The organism is Sphingopyxis sp. EU05-FHT14B03 (genome assembly GCF_058790875.1).
The window spans coordinates 158,671-177,330 of sequence record NZ_JBYTDC010000003.1; the positions used below are offsets into that span (position 1 = coordinate 158,671).

The window sequence follows — 18,660 nt, forward strand, 5'->3', positions numbered from 1 at the left end:
GCGCCACCTGTCAAGATATTGACGCGGGTTAAGCTTCGCTAACGAGGGATGAAACGGGCATTTACGGGACCTTAGGCGGTCGGGGGTAGACCGGCCTCATGAACCTCGCCCCGTCCGACCTTCCGCGCCTTGCCGGTGCGGCCAGCCTGTCGAAGCCCGGCTTCGATATCATCCTGGCCGTCTCCGCCGCGCGTCAGGCGATGCTGCCGACCACCGGTCTGCTGCATGAGCGGACGGCACGCGACGGTCGCGCCGACCTCTCGTCGGCGCGGCGCGCGATGCTGTGTGGAACGATGGCGGGATCATGGGCGTTCGGGCCGCGGCCGGCACGCTTTTTCGACCTGTCGGAAGAAGTGACCGTTCTGCCGGAAACTGTGAACAGCCTGTTTACCAGAGGATTTCAGCCGATGTTGAACTCCTCCACAGTAGACATGCTCGCGTCGGATGCCCCCCTGTCCGACGGCGAAAAAATGGAATGACAATGATCGAAAATCAGAAAATCCGTCCGGCTCAAGTCATTGGCCCCCTCGGGGAGCCCCTGACGATCGATTCGCTGCCGCCGCCGAACACGACTCGCTGGGTCGTGCGTCGCAAGGCCGAGGTCGTCGCGGCCGTTAACGGCGGCCTGCTGACCGTCGACGAGGTGTGCGAACGCTATTCGCTGACGCTCGAGGAATTCGCGAGCTGGCAGCGCTCGATCGATCGCAGCGGCATGCCCGGCCTGCGCGTCACGCGCATCCAGCACTATCGCGACCTCTATGAGCGCCAGCAGCGCTTCTGATCGCGCGAGCAAAAAAAAGGGAAAAGGGCGCCCGCGGGGCGCCCTTTTTTTGTCCTTCGATGACGGGCGAATGATCTCAGGCGAGGTTGAGCTCGACCTCGATATTGCCCGCGATCGCCTTCGAATAGGGGCAGACCTTGTGCGCGGCTTCGATCAGTTCGCGCGCCACGTCGCGGTCGATCCCGGGAACGGCGACGTCCAGCCGCGCACGCAGTTCAAAACCGCCACCACGGTGGAGCAGGTCGATCGTCGCATCGATCGAGGGGGTTTCGGGCAGCGCGATCTTGCGCCGGCCGGCGACGAGCCCGACCGCGCCGAGGAAGCACGCCGACCAGGCGGCGGCGAACAGCCGCTCGGCGGCCGGATGCGGTTCGGGCAGCTCGATTTCGAACGCGCCATCGGTGCTGCGCGCATAGCCTTCGGCGCCGCCTACAGTGTGGGTGGAGCCGCTGAACAGGATTTTATCGGTCATGGTCGTTTCCTTTCGAAGAGGGGGATATGTATTTAAATCGTGCCCGATTAGATCGGATACGATTTAAATACATATCCCGATATCCGATGTCAACCCTCTTCCGATTTAATCGTATACGATCTATATGCGGCATCCGAATCCGCCGTGGAGACCGCCATGACCGCCCCCGAAAAATTCCCCGCCAAAGCGCCGGGACTCGCCGACTTCCTGTGCTTCGCCGTCTATTCGGCGAACCTCGCCTTTGGCCGCGCCTATAAGCCGATCCTCGACGAACTGGGGCTGACCTACACCCAATATATCGCGCTGGTCGCACTCGGCGACGGCGACGAGCAGACCGTCGGCGCGCTCGGCGAGAAATTATTTCTCGAATCGAACACGCTGACGCCGCTGCTCAAAAAGCTCGAGTCGGCGGGCTATATCCGCCGCCGTCGCGACCCCGCCGACGAACGCCAGGTCCGGCTGAGCCTGACGCCCGCCGGCCGCACGCTGGTCGACCAGGACCCCGGCTCCGCCGCGCTGTTCGACGCCACGGGCCTCGGCGACGATTTCCGCGCCGTGCAGCAATCGGTGATCAGGCTCCGCGACAATCTGGTCCGCGCGACCCGCGCGGAGGCAAAGGAGTGAACGAGCGGGCAGATCGACGCATGTGATCCGGGACGTCGCGCGACCGGTGTGGATAAAGCCCCCACAACGCGCGGTATCGGGGAAACGACAGACGCCGCCGACGCCGCACGGTGGCCCCGTCTCCTGAATCGCCGTGAGACGAGCGGGTTCAGAAGACGGGGTTGCCGACACTACGCGGGGCTCGTCGCCGGGTTGCGCGCGCGGCGCTCCGTCCACCCGAAGGTGAGATCGCACCATCGTGCCTTTTGGCCGGCGCCGGGACGATCCGTATCGCCAATCCCACGCCTGGTCCGTCCCGTGCTGGCGGGGTCCTTCCTCAAGTTGCGACGGAAATCCAAGCAATTCCCGCTATTTGACATTTTCTTTGCAACCCAATCATTCATCCGGCGTTAACCCCCCAAGTCAACCACGGGAGTCACCGACTATGCGTAAGATCCTCATTACCCTCGCCGCCACCTCGGCCCTCGCGCTCGGCGCCTGCCAGAGCCCGGCCGCCGACAAGGTCGAAGACCAGGCCGAAGCCAAGGCCGACGCGATCGACGCCCAGGCCGACGCGATGCCCGAAGGCGCCGCGAAGGAAGCGACCGAAGCCAAGGCCGACGCGGTCGAAGCGGCGGGCGAAGAAAAGGCGAACGCCATGGACGACAACGGCGAAATCGCCCCGTCGGAAGTGCCCGGCGCGACGCCCGAAAAGAAATAACAGGGCTGCCTCCCCTAAAGGGCAGGGTGAAGGGCGCCGGATCGATTCCGGCGCCCTTTGTCGTGCGCGCGATTTTTTCGGACAATGTCCGGACCTGTGACGCGCGTCACCGCGCCGTGCCTCCGCGCCGGCTAATCGGGTGATGTGGACGGGGGCACCGCCCGACCGGCCACCGCTACACCCTCCCGCCGCCGTCTTGCGACCCGCGGCGGCGGGAGGGACTAGCCTCCATCACGTCACCGCCGCCCGCGCCCGATATTCCGCCCGGTCCCACGCGCCCGTCGCGATGACATCGACCAGCGCCTCGCCCGCGCGCCACACTTCCTCATGGCTCAGCGTCAGCGGCGTAAGCCCAAAGCGCGCCACGTCGGGCGCGCGGAAATCGCCGACGATATCGCGCGCGATCAGCGCCTGAACGATGGCATGGGCCTCGGGATGGCGGAAACTGATATGGCTGCCGCGCGCTGCGGGGTCGCGCGGCGTGACGCATTCGAGCCCCGCCCGCGTCCCCGCCGCGAGCAGAATATCGAACAGCGCCGCCGACTTCGCCTCGATCGCCGTCAGATCGGCGCCCTGCCACAGCCGCAGCCCGGCCTCGAGCGCGCCCATCGCCAGCATCGGCGGCGTTCCGGTCAGCCAGCGCTCGATCCCGTCGGCGGGCACATAGTCGTCGGCGAAACCAAAGGGCGCGGCATGCCCCATCCATCCCGACAGCGGATTGGCCAGTTCCGCCTGCCAGCGCGCCGTGACGAACAGGAACGCCGGCGCCCCCGGCCCGCCGTTCAGATATTTATAGCCGCAACCGACCGCCAGATCGGCACCCGCGCCGTTCAGGTCGACCGCCACCGCCCCGGCGCTGTGGCTGAGATCCCACAACATCAGCGCCCCCGCCGCCTGCGCCCGCGCGGTCCACGCCGCCATGTCGAAGCGCGCGCCGCTCTTGTAATGGACGTGGGTGAGCAGCAGCAGCGCGGTGTCGTCGCCCAGCGCCTCGGCCAGCCCGTCGCGCGGCACGACGCGCAATTCGGCGCCCGCGACGCAGCCGACCGCGCCCGCCGCGATATGCAGGTCGGTCGGGAAATTGCCCGCCTCGCTCACCACCACCCGCCGTTTCGGATCGCGGCGCCCCGCTTCGCGCAGGCCCGCGACGATCAGCTTGAACAGGTTCACGCTCGTCGAATCGCACGCGATCACCTCGTCGGTCGCGGCGCCGATCAGCGGCGCGATCAGCCCGCCGATCCGCGCCGGCGCGTCGATCCACCCCTCGTTCCAGCTGCGGATCAGCCGCTCGCCCCATTGCCGCGCCACCATGTCGGCGCTCGCCACGGCGCTGTCCGTCGGCAGCATGCCCAGCGAATTGCCGTCGAGATAGATCAGCCCTTCGGGCGCCGCGAAGCGCGCGCGCAGCGGCGCCAGCGCATCGGCCGCATCCATCGCCCGCGCCTCGCCGAGCGTCGTCATGGCGCCGCCATTCCCAGCGCCTGCAGGATCGCCGCGCGCTGCTTGCCCCAGCTGACGCTGTCGGGCGCGATCAGTTCGACATGCCCCTCGCCCGGGGTCACCGCCATCGTCACCGTCCGCCCGCGCTTCGCCATCGCCGCGATATAGGCCGCCCCGGTCGCGGGCGGGGTGATCGGGTCGCGGTCGTTGTTGAACTGCATCTCCACCGCGTCGCCCACCGGCATTTCGGGCGGCGAGGTCCGCACATACTCCCCGCGCGCCATCGCCGCCGGCGCCTCGGCCCCGCACCCATGGCCGCGGCTCGCCGCGCCCGCGCGCAGGTCGGGCAGTCCGCCCTGGCTGATCGCGACGTTGATTCGGATCGGGTCGGCCCCGCGCAGCGCATCGTCCGCCGCCAGCCCCGGCCGCCGCGCCAGCCACAGCGCCAGATGCCCGCCCGCGCTATGCCCGATCGCGATCCGCGGCGCGTCGGTCTTCAGCCTATATTTCGCCCCCGCGCGCGCGAACAGGTCGGCCGCCGCGCCGACATCCTGATAGGTCCCCGGATAGCCGCCGCCGCGATCAACGCCGCGATATTCGATGTTCCACACCCCGACGCCGTGCGACCGCAGGTCGTCGGCGATCCAGTTCATGATGTCGCGCTCCGCCACCGCAGTCTGCCAGCACCCGCCATGGAGCATGATCACCGCCGGAAACGGCCCGTCCCCCTTCGGCACCCAGACATCGACGACCTGCAACGCGTCCTTGCCATAGGACAAGGTCGCATCGGGCTTCGGCTGCGGCCGGTTCAGCAAATCGCCCCACCCCATGATCGGTTTCTGCATCGCCGCGCCCTCTTCCGTCGCCGCGGGCGCCGAGCAGCCGACCAGCGCCGCCGCCAGCATCGCCATCGCGGTCATCCGCATCGTCGCCCCCTAACCCGCGAGCTGCGCGAACACATCCTGCACCCCCTGCGCCGCACCGTCGGCGCGCAGCGCCGCCAGCGCCGCCGCGACATCGAGCCGATAGTCGGCGACCCCGGCGCTCTCGCCCTTCCACGTCGCGCCCAGCGATTTGACCAGATGCCGCGCCGCGCCATTCTCCGACAGCACATGCAGGTCGAGCGCCTCCAGCCCCTCGGCGCGGCAGTCGATCAGCAGCGCCGCGGTCAGCATCCGCCCCAGCCCCCGCCCCTGGAACGCGTCGGCCACCGCGACCGAATATTCGCCCACCGGCCCGTCGTGGCGGTCGCGCACCGCATGCACCGCGCCGATCGCCGGCTCGCCCGCGCATTCGGTACAGATCGCGCCCCAGCCGATATGGTCGTGCCCGTCGACATCGACCAGCCGCTCGATCACCGGCTCGGGAAGCACAGCGGCGGGTGAGAAAAACCGCAGATAGCGCGACTCCGCCGACAGCGTCGCGATCCCGGCGCGCAGCAACGGCGCGTCGTCGGGGGTGATCGTGCGCAGGCACACCGCGGTGCCGTCGTTCAGCCGGCTGTGCACGACGATGTCGGTCAGTGCCTGCCGCTGTTCCTGTGCCATCGCCGCCTCCGCTGCCGCGCCTGTCCGCCAACCTAGGCCGCGCCGCCCCCGCTGGCAATCGCCGCCCCGTTCCCCCGCCCACACGCCGAAACGGAAAAAACGCTTTCCTATTTTGTTCCTATATGGTTCGTTATGCGAATCACACGAACCGAAAGCGAGTCTCACCGATGACACAGGAAATCCTCCCGCCGCTCCCCGCCGATCCCGCCGCCATGCTCGACGACGACCTGCCCGAAGAGCTCACCTTCACCCCCGTCGCGCGTCACGGCAAACCCTGGACCGGCATCAACGCCCAGAAACAGCGCATCTTCATCGCCCGGCTCGCCGCGACCGGCGCGGTCAGCATGGCGGCGCAGGCGATCGGCCACAGCAGCTCGGCGCTCTACCAGCTGCGCAAGCGCCCCGGCGCCGACAGCTTCGCCGCGGCGTGGGACCGCGCGGTCGAGATGGGCGCGCGCCGCGTCGCCGACCTGCTCATGGAATATGCCATCTATGGCGTCCCCGAAACGCTGTCGAAGGAGGGCCGCGTCATCCTCGAACGCCGCCGCCCCAACATCCGCGCGATGCAGCATATCGCCGCGAGCCGCTTTCCCGAGGGGTTCGGCGCCAACCTCAACCCCATCGACGGCCCCGACACCGCGGTCCCGCACAGCATCCGCCGCCTGCGCGACAAGTGGAGAGCGGAATGGGAGGCCGATCGTCAGGCGCGCATGCAGGAAAACAACGGCCGCCAGAACCGGCAGGAGACCGACCTCGACGATCGCCTGCGCACCATCCGCACCGCCTATCAGCGCCGGATTTCGCACGACCCGGTCAAGCGCGCCGCGTGGGATATGCTCACCGGCCCCGGCACCGACTGGGACGCGGTGCGAAAGGCCGACGCCTTCCTCTACCCGCAAAAGCATGAGTGGCATATGCACCACCCCGACATGATCCTGCCCCTGGCCGCCGGCGCGGGCAACATCGACTGGGAGGCGGAAGAAGGCGGCGACCTGTCGCACGTCGAATGGCGCCCGCCCGCCGAAGACCCCGACGGCAGCAAGGGCCAGACCGACGAGATCTGGTTCGACCATTATGGCGATCTTGTCGTCGAGGGCGCCTATGGCGAAAGCAATCTCCTCGACGGCACGATCACCCGCGGCGACCTGCGCGCCGTCGCCCACACGATGCGCGACCGCGCCGAGGCCTGGCAGGCCACGCGCCCGCCCGTCCTCGACCGCCCCTATGGCATCCCGAAAGCGGACCATATGTGGGGCGGCCCCACCCTCAGGGACCGCGACGCGACCCGACGCCGCGTCGAACGCGACATCCGGCAACTCGAACGCGAATATGCCGCCGCCTACAGCGAAACAAGCTGGGCCGCGTGGCAGGCGGGCGAGGTCGGCGACGGCACCCCGGCCGAAGGCGACGACGCATGAGCCTCGATCAGGGCCTGCGCGAAGGGCGCCCCCACCCGGACCGCCCGGCCCGCTTCGGCCGCAATGTCGCGATCGAATGGATTCAGCCGCCCGAACCCGCGGGCGGCTGGACCGACCTCGCGCACATCGAGCCCCAGCCGGTCCAGACCTGCTACTCGGTCGGCCGCCTCGTCCACGACGACGATTGCGTCAAGATTCTCGCCGGATCGGCGATGATCGTCGGCGCCGAGCAGCGCGTGATGCTCAGCGGCGTGATCGAGATTCCGGCGCGGTGCGTGGTGCGGATTGTGCGGTTGGTGGAGGTATCCCCTGAAATTTCGTAGCTGAACGAAGCTTCGGCGAACGCAGCTCCGAACAAGACCTCTGACAACTGTTGTCGTTGAGTTTGGTTCTGGAAACGAAATCGACATCGACATCGCAGATCATCTATTGAACGCGAATTGGTTGAAAAAAAATTGGACAGCCGTGGACAAGCATGAAACGATTATAAATCGCGATTCGACGCTTGATGGTGGGGGCCATGAGCAGATCTAAAATCCGAAAATTGCCAGAGGCCGAAATGCTATCAAACGAGCGTACTGCTCTGTTTGGTAAGGACGGAGTGCCCAAATCTTCCTTCGCGCTGTGCTTTTCTGGTGGAGGAATCCGCAGCGGGACTTTCTGCCTTGGGGTGTTGCAGGGCTTGGCACGCAAGGGCCGAATCAAGGATTTTCACTACCTCTCCACCGTTTCGGGCGGCGGATATGCGGGTAGTTGGTTATCGCGCTGGCGCGGCGAGCCCGGGTTCGACTGGGAAGAACTCAAAAGCAGCGGCGGCAACGGTGGGGGCGGGCAGGTCGAACCGATCCACCCGATCCGCCGCTTGCGCAGCTTCAGCAATTACATGTCGCCATCGTGGGGCGTGTCGCTTGATACGCTGACGGTGTTCACGATTTTCGTACGCAATTTGATATTCAACCTATTAGTCTGGATTCCTCTGCTGTTGGCCGTTGCGACGGTTCCGTATGTGCTGATCGGATTATGGGGCGCCTTCGCACAGGTCCCGGGGCTGGAATCTTGGCGGCCGGCGTTAAGCCTCACGTGGATTGCGCTAGGCGTTCCGGCGCTGCTGGGCACAGGTTGGGTGATGTTATCGCTGGCAGTACTGGGCGGATTCAACGTCACAGAAGGAACGCGCGAGAAAATTTCCCGCTATGCGGCCGTCGCACTGATCGCGGCAGTCAGCTGGATATTTGTGTTTGGGGTGCTGATCTATTTACCGCGACTTGTGCTTGCTATCGTTTCCGGAAATGACTTCGCGCACTGGTTCAGGGATATCGGCTTGCACGCAAAACAGGCCGATTCTGCGAATCTGGGCGCGGCAGGTATTGGTGGCGGACTGCTCGCCGCGCTGGTGGGAATGATCGGCTTCTGGAGCCGCAATGGTGCGCGGATCAGGCGCGAAGCGCAAAGCGCGTTTGACAGGCTTGGCGCCCAACTATTCAACTTGACGGGCGCGGCGGCGGTGCTGGCTATTCTCGTGGCGGCCGCCATTGCGGTCAATACCCTGTTCGGTCGGATTGCCACCTGGAGGGAATTGCCGGCTCCCCGGTCGATCGACTGGGTCGAAGCGTTTGATCATGCGCTCTGGCTCGATAACGGATCATCGCCGTCGCAACTACTAATTTCGCTCGCGGTCCTTGCCGCCTTCCTCGGCATCGCGGTCGTCATTTCATTCTTCGTCGGCGCCAACCGGTTTTCGCTCCACGCAATGTATGGTAACCGCCTGACCCGTGCCTACCTCGGCACCGCGCGCAGCGTACGCAATCCTGATCCTTTCACCGATCTCGATCCCGCCGACGACGTCGCACTCGCGCAGTTGTTCCCTAGCCAAAAAATGCCGGATAGCGATCGACCTGTCCTGTTTCACGTCGTCAATATGACGCTCAACCTGACGCGCAGCTCGCCTGACCGGCGCGACTGGCAGGAACGCAAGGCGGCGTCCTTCACAGCGACCGCACTGCACTGCGGCTCGGCCTGCACCGGCTATGCCGACACCGAAGACTATGGCGGCAAAGCAGGCACGGAGCCAGACAAGCAGGGCGGGCTCACGCTGGGCCGCGCGATGACCATCTCAGGCGCGGCGGCGACCCCCAATATGGGCTATCACAGCGCTCCGTTTGTCACGATGGTGATGACCTTCTTCAACGTGCGGCTGGGCTGGTGGCTGCCACATCCCGATGCGCCCGAAGATCAGGCGCGCGAGGAAGAGCCGAAGGGTCGGCTGCTGCATGTCGTCAAGGAAGCACTGGGTTTGGCCGATGACAAATCGTGGCTATACCTGTCCGATGGTGGCCACTTTGACAATCTCGGGCTTTACGAGATGGTGCGGCGACGGTGCCATCGGATCGTGGTGATCGACGGGACCTGCGACGGCGAATTCAGATATTCGGACCTGCACAACGCAATTCGCAAGGCGCAGGTCGATTTCGGGGTACGGATCGACCTGCCGCCGACGCTGCCGGGTCAACCGGGGCCGGGCCAGAACCAGCGAGTGGTCGTGGGGCGGATCGGCTATTCGGCGCTCAACGAGGGACTCGTCGATGGCGAGATCTACTGCGTGAAGCCGATCCTGAACGGCGACGAACCGCCCGCGCTGACCCATTACGCGCAGACCAGCCGGCGTGGCGGGCAGACCTTTCCGCACCACAGCACGCTCGACCAGTTCTTCAACGAGACGCAGTTCGAAAGCTATCGCCTGCTCGGCGACGTGTCCGCTGAGGACCTGTGCGACGCGATGGACAGCTATGGCCGGGGCGCGATGCCGACGCCGGTCGAGATCGAAGACCTTGAAGCCACCGTGGCAAAGGTCCAGGCCGCCTATCCGCTCTCGCGCGGCGAACAGTTGGTGTCGCGCACGGCGGGAACTCACCCCGACGAATACTCGATGGCGATCGAGGCCACGCCCCCACCCCCCGCCGCGCGCGGCTGGAACGGCTTGGTCGCCGCTGTCGAAGCGATGAGCACCGCCAAGCTGATCACGAGCACCGTCGTGACCGCCGGTCTTGTCAGCGCGGGTTTGACGGTCGGCGACGAAGCGGCACGCAAGTTGCGCGATGCGCTCCAGATCGCGCCCGCCAAGGTCAGCATCGATCCGGTCGAGTTGAAGCTGTCGAAGGAAGCGCAGGATCTCGCCGCCGACGGCATTAAGATTGGCCTCGCCCCCGAGGCGCTCGTCAAGCTAAATGATATCACCGATCGGCTGACCGTGGAAGTGACACGGCTTTCGAAGATGACGCCTGGAGCCGGGGGCGAGACCGGTCCCAACTTGGAACTCGAGGCGCAAATCGTGCGGCTCAAGGCGCTGATCGACGAGTTTCCTAGGCCCGTCGGCGGCGGCAATGGTACGATCTTTGTGCCCGACCACAGGGAAGCCCTCAATGCTCTCACCACAGCGGTGACCGAAGCGAAGAACATGAGCAACGACGACTACAAGAAATTGCTCGGCCAAATTGCGATGCTCAAGGCCTCGATCGCCACGGAAATCCGGGCCGCGAGTCCAAAGCAGAATCCGAGTTCGCGATGATCCGGTATCGCAGATATACCGCCCTGATGACCTCGGCCACAGCGCTTGCGCTCGCAGGTTGTACCAGCGTCCCGCCGCTGCGCGCCGCCTGGTATCAAGCTAGCGAAGCAAAAGGCAGAAGCGTCGAGACCGGGCCCTTTGTCATCGCGGTACAGAATTACGGTCCCGACACATTGGAAATTCATGGCATTGCGCTCAACCGACCGGGTAAGAAGGACGGGATCCACAGCATCGCGGATTTCAAGGGAGTTCCGGATGGTACCCCAGTCAAGCTGGTTCACAAAGGAGTTCTCACGGTCGAGCTGGCGAAGGACGACGTGCCCCCCTGCACTCTGCCGGTGGCCGTGTATATATGGTCCGGACCAAGAAAGAAATTTCACGAGATCGCTTTGGGCGGCCTGCCGACTTTCCTTACCAACAACTTGATGAAATGCCGCGCCGATGCTTGGCGCGCCGGGATCGCGACCCGCACGAAAGAGACAGCCGAGTCCGCTATGCAAACACCCGTTCCACCGAACTAAGCGCCTGCTGCGACCTGACTACTCCTCCCCCATCCGCAGCGCCGCGATAAACGCCTCCTGTGGGATGTTCACATTCCCATATTCCCGCATCCGCTTTTTACCCTCTTTCTGCTTTTCCAGCAGCTTTTTCTTGCGGGTCGCGTCGCCGCCATAGCATTTGGCGGTCACGTCCTTGCGCAGCGCGGCGATGGTTTCGCGGGCGATCACCTTGCCGCCGATCGCGGCCTGGATCGGGATCTTGAACATGTGGCGCGGGATCAGGTCCTTCAGCCGCTCGCACATGCCGCGGCCGCGCGTTTCGGCGGTGCCGCGGTGGACGATCATGCTCAGCGCGTCGACCGGCTCGTTGTTGACGAGGATGCTCATCTTGACGAGGTCGCCGGGGCGGTGGCCGATCTGGTGATAGTCGAAGCTGGCGTAACCGCGGCTGATGCTCTTCAGCCGGTCATAGAAATCGAACACCACCTCGTTGAGCGGCAGTTCATAGGTGATTTGCGCGCGGCCGCCGACATAGGTCAAATTCTTCTGCACCCCGCGGCGGTCCTGGCACAGCTTCAGGATCGGGCCGAGATAGTCGTCGGGCACGTAAATCACCGCCTCGATCCACGGTTCCTCGATCTCGTCGATGCGGTTCGGGTCGGGCATGTCGGCGGGGTTGTGGAGCTCGATCTCCTTCGCCGCCTCATTCTTGGTATGGCCGAGCTTCAATTTGTACACCACCGACGGCGCGGTGGTGATCAGGTCGAGGTCGTACTCGCGGGTCAGCCGCTCCTGGATGATCTCGAGGTGCAACAGGCCGAGGAAACCGCAGCGAAAGCCGAAGCCCAAGGCCGCGCTGCTCTCCATCTCGAAACTGAAGCTCGCGTCGTTGAGCCGCAGCTTCTGGATGCTCTCGCGGAGCTTCTCGAAGTCGTTGGCGTCGGTCGGGAACATGCCGCAGAACACGACGGGCTGGACTTCCTTGAACCCCGGCAGCGCCTGCGCCGCGGGTTTCTTGGCGTCGGTCACGGTGTCGCCGACGCGCGCCTGCGCGACGTCCTTGATCTGCGCGGTGATGAAGCCGATCTCGCCGGGGCCGAGTTCGGTCAGCTGCTCGATCTTGGGCGTGAAACAGCCGACGCGGTCGATCAGATGGGTGGTGCCCGCCTGCATGAACTTGATCTGCTGGCCTTTTTTCAGCACGCCATCGATCACGCGGATCAGGATGACGACGCCGAGATAGGGGTCGTACCAGCTGTCGACGAGCATCGCGACGAGCGGCGCATTGGCATCGCCCTTCGGCGGCGGGATGCGCGTGACGATCGCCTCCAGCGCTTCCTCGATGCCGATGCCGGCCTTCGCGCTGGCCAGCACCGCGTCGTCGGCGGGCAGGCCGATGATATCCTCGATCTCGGCCTTCACCTTGTCGACGTCGGCCGCGGGCAGGTCGATCTTGTTGATAACGGGGACGATTTCATGGTCATGCTCGATCGACTGATACACGTTCGCCAGCGTCTGCGCCTCGACCCCCTGCGCCGCGTCGACCACCAGCAGCGCGCCCTCGCACGCCGCCAGGCTGCGCGACACTTCATAGGCGAAGTCGACATGGCCGGGCGTGTCCATCAGGTTGAGCTCATAGGTCTCGCCGTCGTGCGCCTTGTACGACAGGCGCACCGTCTGCGCCTTGATCGTGATCCCGCGCTCTTTCTCGATGTCCATGTTATCAAGGACTTGCGCCGACATCTCGCGCGCGGTCAGCCCGCCGGTGAACTGGATCAACCGGTCGGCGAGCGTCGACTTGCCATGGTCGATGTGCGCGATGATCGAGAAATTACGGATATGCGAAAGAGAAGTTGTCATGCCGCGCCGTTAGCAGCGGAAAGCCGCGCTGTCAGCAGCCGAAGCTACAACCCCAACCAGCGCGTGCAATCGTCGCGCACCCGTGCGTCGCGATCGTACAATCCGCGTTCGAGCACCGCCGCGCGGGCGTCGCCTTCTTCAACCGCCGCCAGCGCCGCGATGGCGTTGGCGCGGACGCGCGGCACCGGGTGCACCTTCGCGAACTGCTCGGCGATATCCTTGCCATTGTCGGTCAGGTGCACGGCGCAGCGCAGCAGCATCTCGGCCTGGGTCAGCGTCGGGCGGCGCGCAATCGTCCCGCTTTCCAGGTCGACGATATATTGGTCGCGCCAAGGGATATGCGCGCCTTCCTCCATGATGTTGAGGCTGACCGAGAGGATTGTCGGTGGGAGCTGGCTGTGGATATCGCGATGGGCGCGGTAGAGCATCATCCTGCCTTCGCTTAAGCTGCTGCGTTCGACGAAGCGGAGGTTCAGCGGCTCGCCGATGCGGCCGTCGACCGCTTCGGGGTCATAGTCATAATAGTCGCTGATGTAGCCGGGTCCCCAATAGCCGGTGGTGAGGAAGCTGAAATTATGGTCGTGCGGCAGGCCATAGGCGAAGGCCGCCGCGCCGCTGGCGATGTAGGCGGCATCACTCGCGGCGGGCCAGAGATTGGCGCGGAGGAAATGGCCGCGCGGGCTACGGTGGAGCAGGAATACTTGCGCCGAATAGCGGCTGAGTTCGAGCTGGCCGGCGAAGCTCGCCTTGAGTTCGGCGATGACGCGGTCGGCGAGGAAGTCGCGGTTGCGCGCGAGCCCAGCGAGGAGGTGGGCGGCATGGGCGAGACTCGCTTCGTCGCTGAGGTCGACGCCCGTTTCGTCGAGCCGGGCGGTGACGTCTTCAAGGTCGAGTACTCCGCCGGCGGGTGGGTCGATCAGGCGGGGCATGGGTCGGAAACCTTTGGCATGAAGAGCGCCAGTGTCGCCACGGCGGCGCGGCGCACTTCGGGGTGCGGGTCGCTGGTCGCCATATCAGCGAGCCGCAAACGCGCGGTCGCCGGGTCGAGCGCGACGAAATCGCGCATCGCGCTCCAGCGGGCGGCGAAATCTTCGGCGAGCGTGGCTTCGACGAACAGTGGAGCGGCGTCGCGGCGGTCCATTTCACGGAGCAGGGCGAGCGTCATGGCGCGGAAGCTGCTGTCGCGGCGGGAGGCGGAGAGGTGGGTTAGGCGGCGGCTGACCAGTTCGTAGGTGCGCATCGGCAGCGGCGATGGCGGCTGCACCGCGAGTTCGAGGAGGAGGACGTCGGCCGTCGCGCCCGCGATGGTGAAGCTGGTGCGCGCGGTGTCGAGGTCGAGCATGTCGCCGGCGACGAGCGCGCGCGGCGGGTCGCTGCGACAGGGCGACGCGCCGGCGGCGGTGAAGGCGCCGCCCTCCTCGGCGGCCGAGAGCGCGACATGGTGGAGCGTCAGCCGCGCGCCGCCCGCAGCCAGCACGCGGATCGCGGCGCGGCCGGGCACGAAGAGCACGGTCGTCGGCGCCGCAGCCGCCTCGAATGGCAGCAATTGCAGCGACAGACGGATCGCACCGCATTCGGCAAGGATCAGACCGCCCGGTCCGCCGCCCCCGCCGACGATGCGCAGCGGCGGCCGGGCAAACGGATCGACGGCGAGCAGGGCAAGCGCCTCGGCCAACCGTGCCCCAAGCCAGCGCGGGTCGGCGAGCCATGGGCGGAGGCGCGCGATGGCCTGGTCGGGTTCGGCATCGCGCGCGGCGGCGAACGCCGTGAGCAGGCCGGCGGGCGCCGTATCGGCCGCCCGCCATCCCGCGGCGAGATCGCTCGCGGTGGCACGGATCGCAGCGGTGCGCAGGGCATCGGCGCGCGGATAATGATCGTGACGGGACGGGACGGGCATCGCGCGGTCACCGAATGCGGGCGCGGCATTGAAGCGCGCGCCCGCGGCCCGGTCAGTCGTAGATGATCAGCACGACGGTGACCGACACCTCGAAGACCGATGGCCCCGAAGACGCGGTCGGCGCCGCGAGCGAGCCGAACAGCCCGACCGCGGTGTCGAGCAACGGTATGGCGTCGATGTCGATGGATGGCAGGTTCATAGCTTCGCTCCCCAGTCAATGGCGGCGCGGATCGGCCGCCGACGGATGGTGCGAAGCAGGCGGGGCCGACGCCAGTTAACTTATCTTAATGTGGGAGCAAGGCCGTTCGTCGAAGCGCGGTTGCCGCCGCCCGCGCGGCGCCTAGGATGGCGGCGACAGCCACCGGGAGACGCTCCATGCGCCACGCCATCACCGTCCTTTCCACCCTGCTGCTCGCCGCAGCGCCGGTTGCGGCCGAAACCTTGCTGATCGGCAACAAGGGCGAGGATACGCTGAGCCTCGTCGCGCTCGACACCGGCGCCGAAGTGGCGCGCCTGCCGACCGGCAAGATGCCGCACGAGATCGCCATCTCTCCCGACGGCAAGCAGGCCGCGGTGGTCGCCTATGGCGCGACGACGATCGACGTGTTCGATGTCGCGGGGCGCAAGAAGTTGCGGACGATCGACCTCAGCCCGAACCAGCGACCACACGGGCTGGTGTGGCTGTCCGACGGACGGCTGGTCGCGACGGCGGAGGCGAGCCAGTCGGTCGCGGTGGTCGCGCCCGGCGGCGCGGTGACCTCGATTGCCACAGGGCAACAGGGCACGCACATGATCGTCGTCGCGCCCGACAATCGCACCGCTTACACTGCCAATATCGCGTCGGGCACGGTGAGCATACTCGATTTGAAGGACGCGAAAAAGTTGCGCGACCTGGCTGTCGGCGGCAAACCCGAGGGGCTGGCGCTGGCGAAGGGCGGGCGCGAATTGTGGGTCGGCGACCTCGAAGCGCCGCGCGTGTCGGTGTGGGATGTCGCGACGGGCGAGAAGATCGTCGAATTACCCGTGGATCCGGTCGCGATCCGCGTGCTCGCCAGCCCCGACGGCAGGCTGATCGCGACGAGCAATATCGGCGCGGGAACGATCAGCCTGTTCGACGCCGAAACGCGCGCGCCGGTCAGGACGATCAAGGTGTCTGGCGAGCAGGAAAAGGGACAGGTGACCCTGTTGTTCAGCGCCGATTCGAAGCGGCTTTACGCGGCCGAGACAGGGCACGACATGATCGCGGAAATCGACGTCGCGAGCGGCGAAGTGCTGCGCCGGATCGCGGCGGGCAAAAATGGCGACGGGCTGGCGATCGCGCCATAGCGAAGGGCTGTTTCGGATTTGGCGAGGACCTTGCCGATCCTCCCTGTCGCGCAGCGATGGGAAGGTGGCAGCGCGAAGCGCTGACGGAGGGGTCGACGCCGTCAGGCCGCGGTGCGAGGCCGCGGCCCCTCCACCACCTTCGGTGGTCCCACTCCCCACGGCTTCGCCGCAGGGCGGATCTCACGTCGCCTGCGGGTCGCTCGTAACCGTCCCGGTTGCCTGGCTTTCAATCCAAAGCGACAGCCCCGATGGCGGCTCGGTGGGCGGCGTATCGGCAATATGCCGCACCGCATCGGCCCGGGCGCGGGCGAGGATTGCGACGGGTGCGTCCGCCGGATGGAAGATATGATCCGCCTCGCCCAGCAGCCGCGCCGCGCGCAGCGTGAGGTCGTCGGGGTCGGAGCCGGTCAGGTGGATGGTTTCGAGGCGGCTTGGCGTGGACGCGACGTCGCTGGCGAGCCAGGTTTCGACCCCGTCCACCGCATCGGCCGCGAGCGGATCGAGCACACCGCCCTGCGCCAGCGCCGCGTCGATCGCCCGGCGGCGGTCGGCGGCGGCCGGCCAGCGCGCCTTCATCGCATCGCGCGCGGCGTACAGCGCCGACGCCAGCGCGCCCAGGCGCGCGGGCAACAGGGCCTCGATTCGCTGGCGTACCGCCTTCGCGAGCCCCGCCGACGCACCGCCCGTCCCGATCGCGATCGTCACCGGCGCGCGATCGACGATCGCGGGGGTGGTGAAATCGCACAGATCGGGGCGGTCGACGACATTGACGAGCAGGCCGCGCGCGCGGAGCGTTTCGGCGGCGACGCATGCTTCGGCATCGTCGGCGAGCGCGACGAAGGCGATCGTCGCGTCCGCTTCCCATGCCGGCACGATCCGCCCGCCCGCGCGGACGATCAGCCGGGCCTTGGCATCGGCAGCCTCCCCTTCCCCGACCAGCACGACCGTGCGGCCGCGCAGGTTGAGGAAGATGGGAAGCTGCTCCACGGCCTCAGTCGATCCAGTCGGGCACGCGTTCGGCGGCCATGATCGTACCCGCCGCGATACGGTCGGCGACGACGGCGTAGCGGTCGCCGTCGACGAGTACCTCGGGCACGAGGCTGCGGCTGTTGTAGGTCGACGCCATCGTCGCGCCATAGGCACCCGCGGTGCGGAACACCGCGAGGTCGCCCGGCTCGACCTTGTCGGTCTCGCGGTCGCGCGCGAAGGTGTCGCCGGTCTCGCACACCGGCCCGACGATCGACGCGGTCATCCTTTCGCCCGAGGGCTTCACCGCGACGAAGTCATGGTAGGCGTCATAGAGCGCGGGGCGCGCGAGGTCGTTCATCGCGGCATCGACGATCACGAACGGGTTGGTCGCGCCGGGCTTGACCCACAGCACCTCGGTCAGCAGCACCCCGGTGTTGCCCGCGATTACCCGGCCAGGTTCGAACATCAGGGTGACGTCCCAGTCGCGGGTCACGCGCGCGACCATCGCGCCATATTCGGCGGGGCTCGGCGGGTTGTCGTCGGCCTTGTAGGGCACGCCAAGACCGCCGCCGAGATCGACATGGGTGATGCTGTGGCCGGCGGCGCGCAATTCGGCGACGAGCTCGCCGACGCGTTCGAAGGCGGCTTCGAGCGGGTCGAGGCTGGTGAGCTGGCTACCGATATGGACGGCGATCCCGCGCATGTTGAGCCCCGGCAGCGCCGACAGCCGCGCGAAGATTTCGGGGGCGACGTCGATGCCGACGCCGAACTTGTTCTCGGCCTTGCCGGTCGAAATCTTGGCATGGGTGCCCGCATCGACATCCGGATTGACGCGCAGCACCGCCGGCGCGGTCATTTCCTTGGCGAGCGCGATTTCGGCGAGCGCGACGCCCTCGGGCTCATGTTCGATGTTGAACTGGCCGATGCCGCGATCGAGTCCCTGCGCCAGCTCGGCGCGCGTCTTGCCGACGCCCGAAAAGACGATGTCCTCAGCCGCCATGCCCGCCGCGAGCGCGCGTTCGAGTTCGCCGCCCGACACGACGTCGGCGCCATAGCCCTGCCGCGCGAGCACGCGCAGCACACCGAGGTTGGGATTGCACTTGATCGCGAAGGCGAGGTGCTTCCTGGGCACATCCTTCAGCCCGTCACGAAACGCCTGCGCATGGCGTTCGAGCGTGGCGCGCGAATAGACATAGACGGGGGTGCCGATTTCCTCGGCAATGCGCGGCAGCGGAATATCTTCGGCGTGCATCACGCCGTCACGAAGGTCAAAATGGTTCATTGGAGAAAGTCCTGAAACTCAGCCCGGAGGGGGCAAATCAAAATCGTCGGGTTCGCGCTGTTCCGACCGTTTGAGAAGTTCGTCGCTGCGCGCGGGCCGGGCCTGCGCGTCAGGCGTCGTGAGTTCCTCCGTGGTTGGTTGTTTCTTGGCACCGACGGGCAGCGGCGGCGGGGCCTGGCCAGCGACGGGCTTCAGGTCCGCCTGCTTGCCGCAGGCGCCGAGCGCCGCGACGCAAACGGCACCGGCCGCGAGCAGTGCGAGGGCTTTCGCCGTTGCCAT

The 18,660-nt window shown here is 66.6% G+C and carries 20 protein-coding genes; 9 read left to right on the forward strand and 11 right to left on the reverse strand.

What is annotated here, in order from left to right:
• Positions 1 to 98 precede the first annotated feature (98 nt).
• Positions 99 to 479: a hypothetical protein gene (locus tag AC3WS4_RS17280; protein WP_187142391.1), complete on the forward strand. Its 381-nt coding sequence runs from the start codon at positions 99 to 101 to the stop codon at positions 477 to 479.
• Between the two features lie 2 nt (positions 480 to 481).
• A complete protein-coding gene (gene sciP, locus AC3WS4_RS17285) occupies positions 482 to 781 on the forward strand; it encodes a CtrA inhibitor SciP (RefSeq protein ID WP_056346126.1) in 300 nt (99 codons plus the stop codon).
• Positions 782 to 857: 76 nt separating this feature from the next.
• Here sciP and AC3WS4_RS17290 read toward each other — a convergent pair whose 3' ends face one another.
• On the reverse strand, positions 858 to 1,253 hold the full coding sequence (locus AC3WS4_RS17290; protein ID WP_492736902.1) for an Ohr family peroxiredoxin: 396 nt from the start codon (positions 1,251 to 1,253) through the stop codon (positions 858 to 860).
• A 156-nt stretch (positions 1,254 to 1,409) separates the two neighbouring features.
• On the opposite strand from AC3WS4_RS17290, the gene AC3WS4_RS17295 reads away from it, so the two are divergent.
• Positions 1,410 to 1,877, forward strand: a complete 468-nt coding sequence (locus AC3WS4_RS17295; RefSeq protein ID WP_056346124.1) for a MarR family winged helix-turn-helix transcriptional regulator — start codon at positions 1,410 to 1,412, stop codon at positions 1,875 to 1,877.
• A 424-nt stretch (positions 1,878 to 2,301) separates the two neighbouring features.
• Positions 2,302 to 2,577 (forward strand): hypothetical protein, encoded by a 276-nt coding sequence (locus tag AC3WS4_RS17300; protein WP_056346123.1) that lies wholly within the window; start codon positions 2,302 to 2,304, stop codon positions 2,575 to 2,577.
• Positions 2,578 to 2,808: 231 nt separating this feature from the next.
• On the opposite strand, the gene kynU is transcribed toward AC3WS4_RS17300, so the two are convergent.
• From kynU to AC3WS4_RS17315, 3 genes are read right to left on the reverse strand one after another with little or no spacing between them, the layout of a single operon-like run.
• A complete protein-coding gene (gene kynU / locus AC3WS4_RS17305) occupies positions 2,809 to 4,038 on the reverse strand; it encodes a kynureninase (RefSeq protein ID WP_492736904.1) in 1,230 nt (409 codons plus the stop codon).
• A complete protein-coding gene (locus AC3WS4_RS17310) occupies positions 4,035 to 4,943 on the reverse strand; it encodes an alpha/beta hydrolase family protein (RefSeq protein ID WP_492736906.1) in 909 nt (302 codons plus the stop codon). Before AC3WS4_RS17310 ends, kynU begins: the two co-directional genes overlap by 4 nt.
• A gap of 9 nt (positions 4,944 to 4,952) precedes the next feature.
• Positions 4,953 to 5,564, reverse strand: coding sequence for a GNAT family N-acetyltransferase (locus tag AC3WS4_RS17315; RefSeq protein ID WP_492736908.1), 612 nt, complete (start codon positions 5,562 to 5,564; stop codon positions 4,953 to 4,955).
• A 167-nt stretch (positions 5,565 to 5,731) separates the two neighbouring features.
• On the opposite strand from AC3WS4_RS17315, the gene AC3WS4_RS17320 reads away from it, so the two are divergent.
• The 4 genes from AC3WS4_RS17320 (at position 5,732) to AC3WS4_RS17335 (ending at position 11,068) form a co-directional block, all read left to right on the forward strand.
• Complete coding sequence (locus tag AC3WS4_RS17320; RefSeq protein WP_492736910.1) at positions 5,732 to 6,982, forward strand: hypothetical protein; 1,251 nt, start codon at positions 5,732 to 5,734, stop codon at positions 6,980 to 6,982.
• Entirely contained in the window at positions 6,979 to 7,305 is a 327-nt protein-coding gene (locus AC3WS4_RS17325) for a hypothetical protein (protein WP_492736912.1), read from the forward strand. Before AC3WS4_RS17320 ends, AC3WS4_RS17325 begins: the two co-directional genes overlap by 4 nt.
• 197 nt (positions 7,306 to 7,502) lie before the next feature.
• On the forward strand, positions 7,503 to 10,547 hold the full coding sequence (locus tag AC3WS4_RS17330) for a patatin-like phospholipase family protein (RefSeq protein WP_492736913.1): 3,045 nt from the start codon (positions 7,503 to 7,505) through the stop codon (positions 10,545 to 10,547).
• A gap of 26 nt (positions 10,548 to 10,573) precedes the next feature.
• On the forward strand, positions 10,574 to 11,068 hold the full coding sequence (locus AC3WS4_RS17335; protein WP_187669010.1) for a hypothetical protein: 495 nt from the start codon (positions 10,574 to 10,576) through the stop codon (positions 11,066 to 11,068).
• An 18-nt stretch (positions 11,069 to 11,086) separates the two neighbouring features.
• Here the strand turns inward: AC3WS4_RS17335 and lepA are convergent, their stop codons facing one another.
• From lepA to AC3WS4_RS17355, 4 genes are read right to left on the reverse strand one after another with little or no spacing between them, the layout of a single operon-like run.
• Positions 11,087 to 12,907, reverse strand: a complete 1,821-nt coding sequence (gene lepA / locus AC3WS4_RS17340; protein ID WP_187140644.1) for a translation elongation factor 4 — start codon at positions 12,905 to 12,907, stop codon at positions 11,087 to 11,089.
• Positions 12,908 to 12,951: 44 nt separating this feature from the next.
• Positions 12,952 to 13,836, reverse strand: a complete 885-nt coding sequence (locus tag AC3WS4_RS17345) for a transposase (protein ID WP_492736915.1) — start codon at positions 13,834 to 13,836, stop codon at positions 12,952 to 12,954.
• Complete coding sequence (locus tag AC3WS4_RS17350) at positions 13,824 to 14,804, reverse strand: hypothetical protein (RefSeq protein WP_492736917.1); 981 nt, start codon at positions 14,802 to 14,804, stop codon at positions 13,824 to 13,826. Before AC3WS4_RS17350 ends, AC3WS4_RS17345 begins: the two co-directional genes overlap by 13 nt.
• A gap of 52 nt (positions 14,805 to 14,856) precedes the next feature.
• Positions 14,857 to 15,003 carry a hypothetical protein gene (locus AC3WS4_RS17355; RefSeq protein ID WP_156377623.1) on the reverse strand — a complete coding sequence of 49 codons (147 nt, stop codon included), beginning with the start codon at positions 15,001 to 15,003 and terminating at the stop codon, positions 14,857 to 14,859.
• A 176-nt stretch (positions 15,004 to 15,179) separates the two neighbouring features.
• Here AC3WS4_RS17355 and AC3WS4_RS17360 point away from each other — a divergent pair, with 176 nt between their 5' ends.
• Entirely contained in the window at positions 15,180 to 16,130 is a 951-nt protein-coding gene (locus tag AC3WS4_RS17360) for a beta-propeller fold lactonase family protein (protein WP_492736919.1), read from the forward strand.
• A gap of 180 nt (positions 16,131 to 16,310) precedes the next feature.
• Here the strand turns inward: AC3WS4_RS17360 and AC3WS4_RS17365 are convergent, their stop codons facing one another.
• From AC3WS4_RS17365 to AC3WS4_RS17375, 3 genes are read right to left on the reverse strand one after another with little or no spacing between them, the layout of a single operon-like run.
• The gene (locus AC3WS4_RS17365) at positions 16,311 to 17,117 is read right to left on the reverse strand and encodes a precorrin-2 dehydrogenase/sirohydrochlorin ferrochelatase family protein (RefSeq protein ID WP_492736921.1); all 807 of its coding nucleotides are present in this window, start codon (positions 17,115 to 17,117) and stop codon (positions 16,311 to 16,313) included.
• Positions 17,118 to 17,121: 4 nt separating this feature from the next.
• A complete protein-coding gene (gene lysA / locus AC3WS4_RS17370; RefSeq protein ID WP_492736923.1) occupies positions 17,122 to 18,381 on the reverse strand; it encodes a diaminopimelate decarboxylase in 1,260 nt (419 codons plus the stop codon).
• Positions 18,382 to 18,399: 18 nt separating this feature from the next.
• Positions 18,400 to 18,660, reverse strand: coding sequence for a hypothetical protein (locus tag AC3WS4_RS17375; protein WP_187140638.1), 261 nt, complete (start codon positions 18,658 to 18,660; stop codon positions 18,400 to 18,402).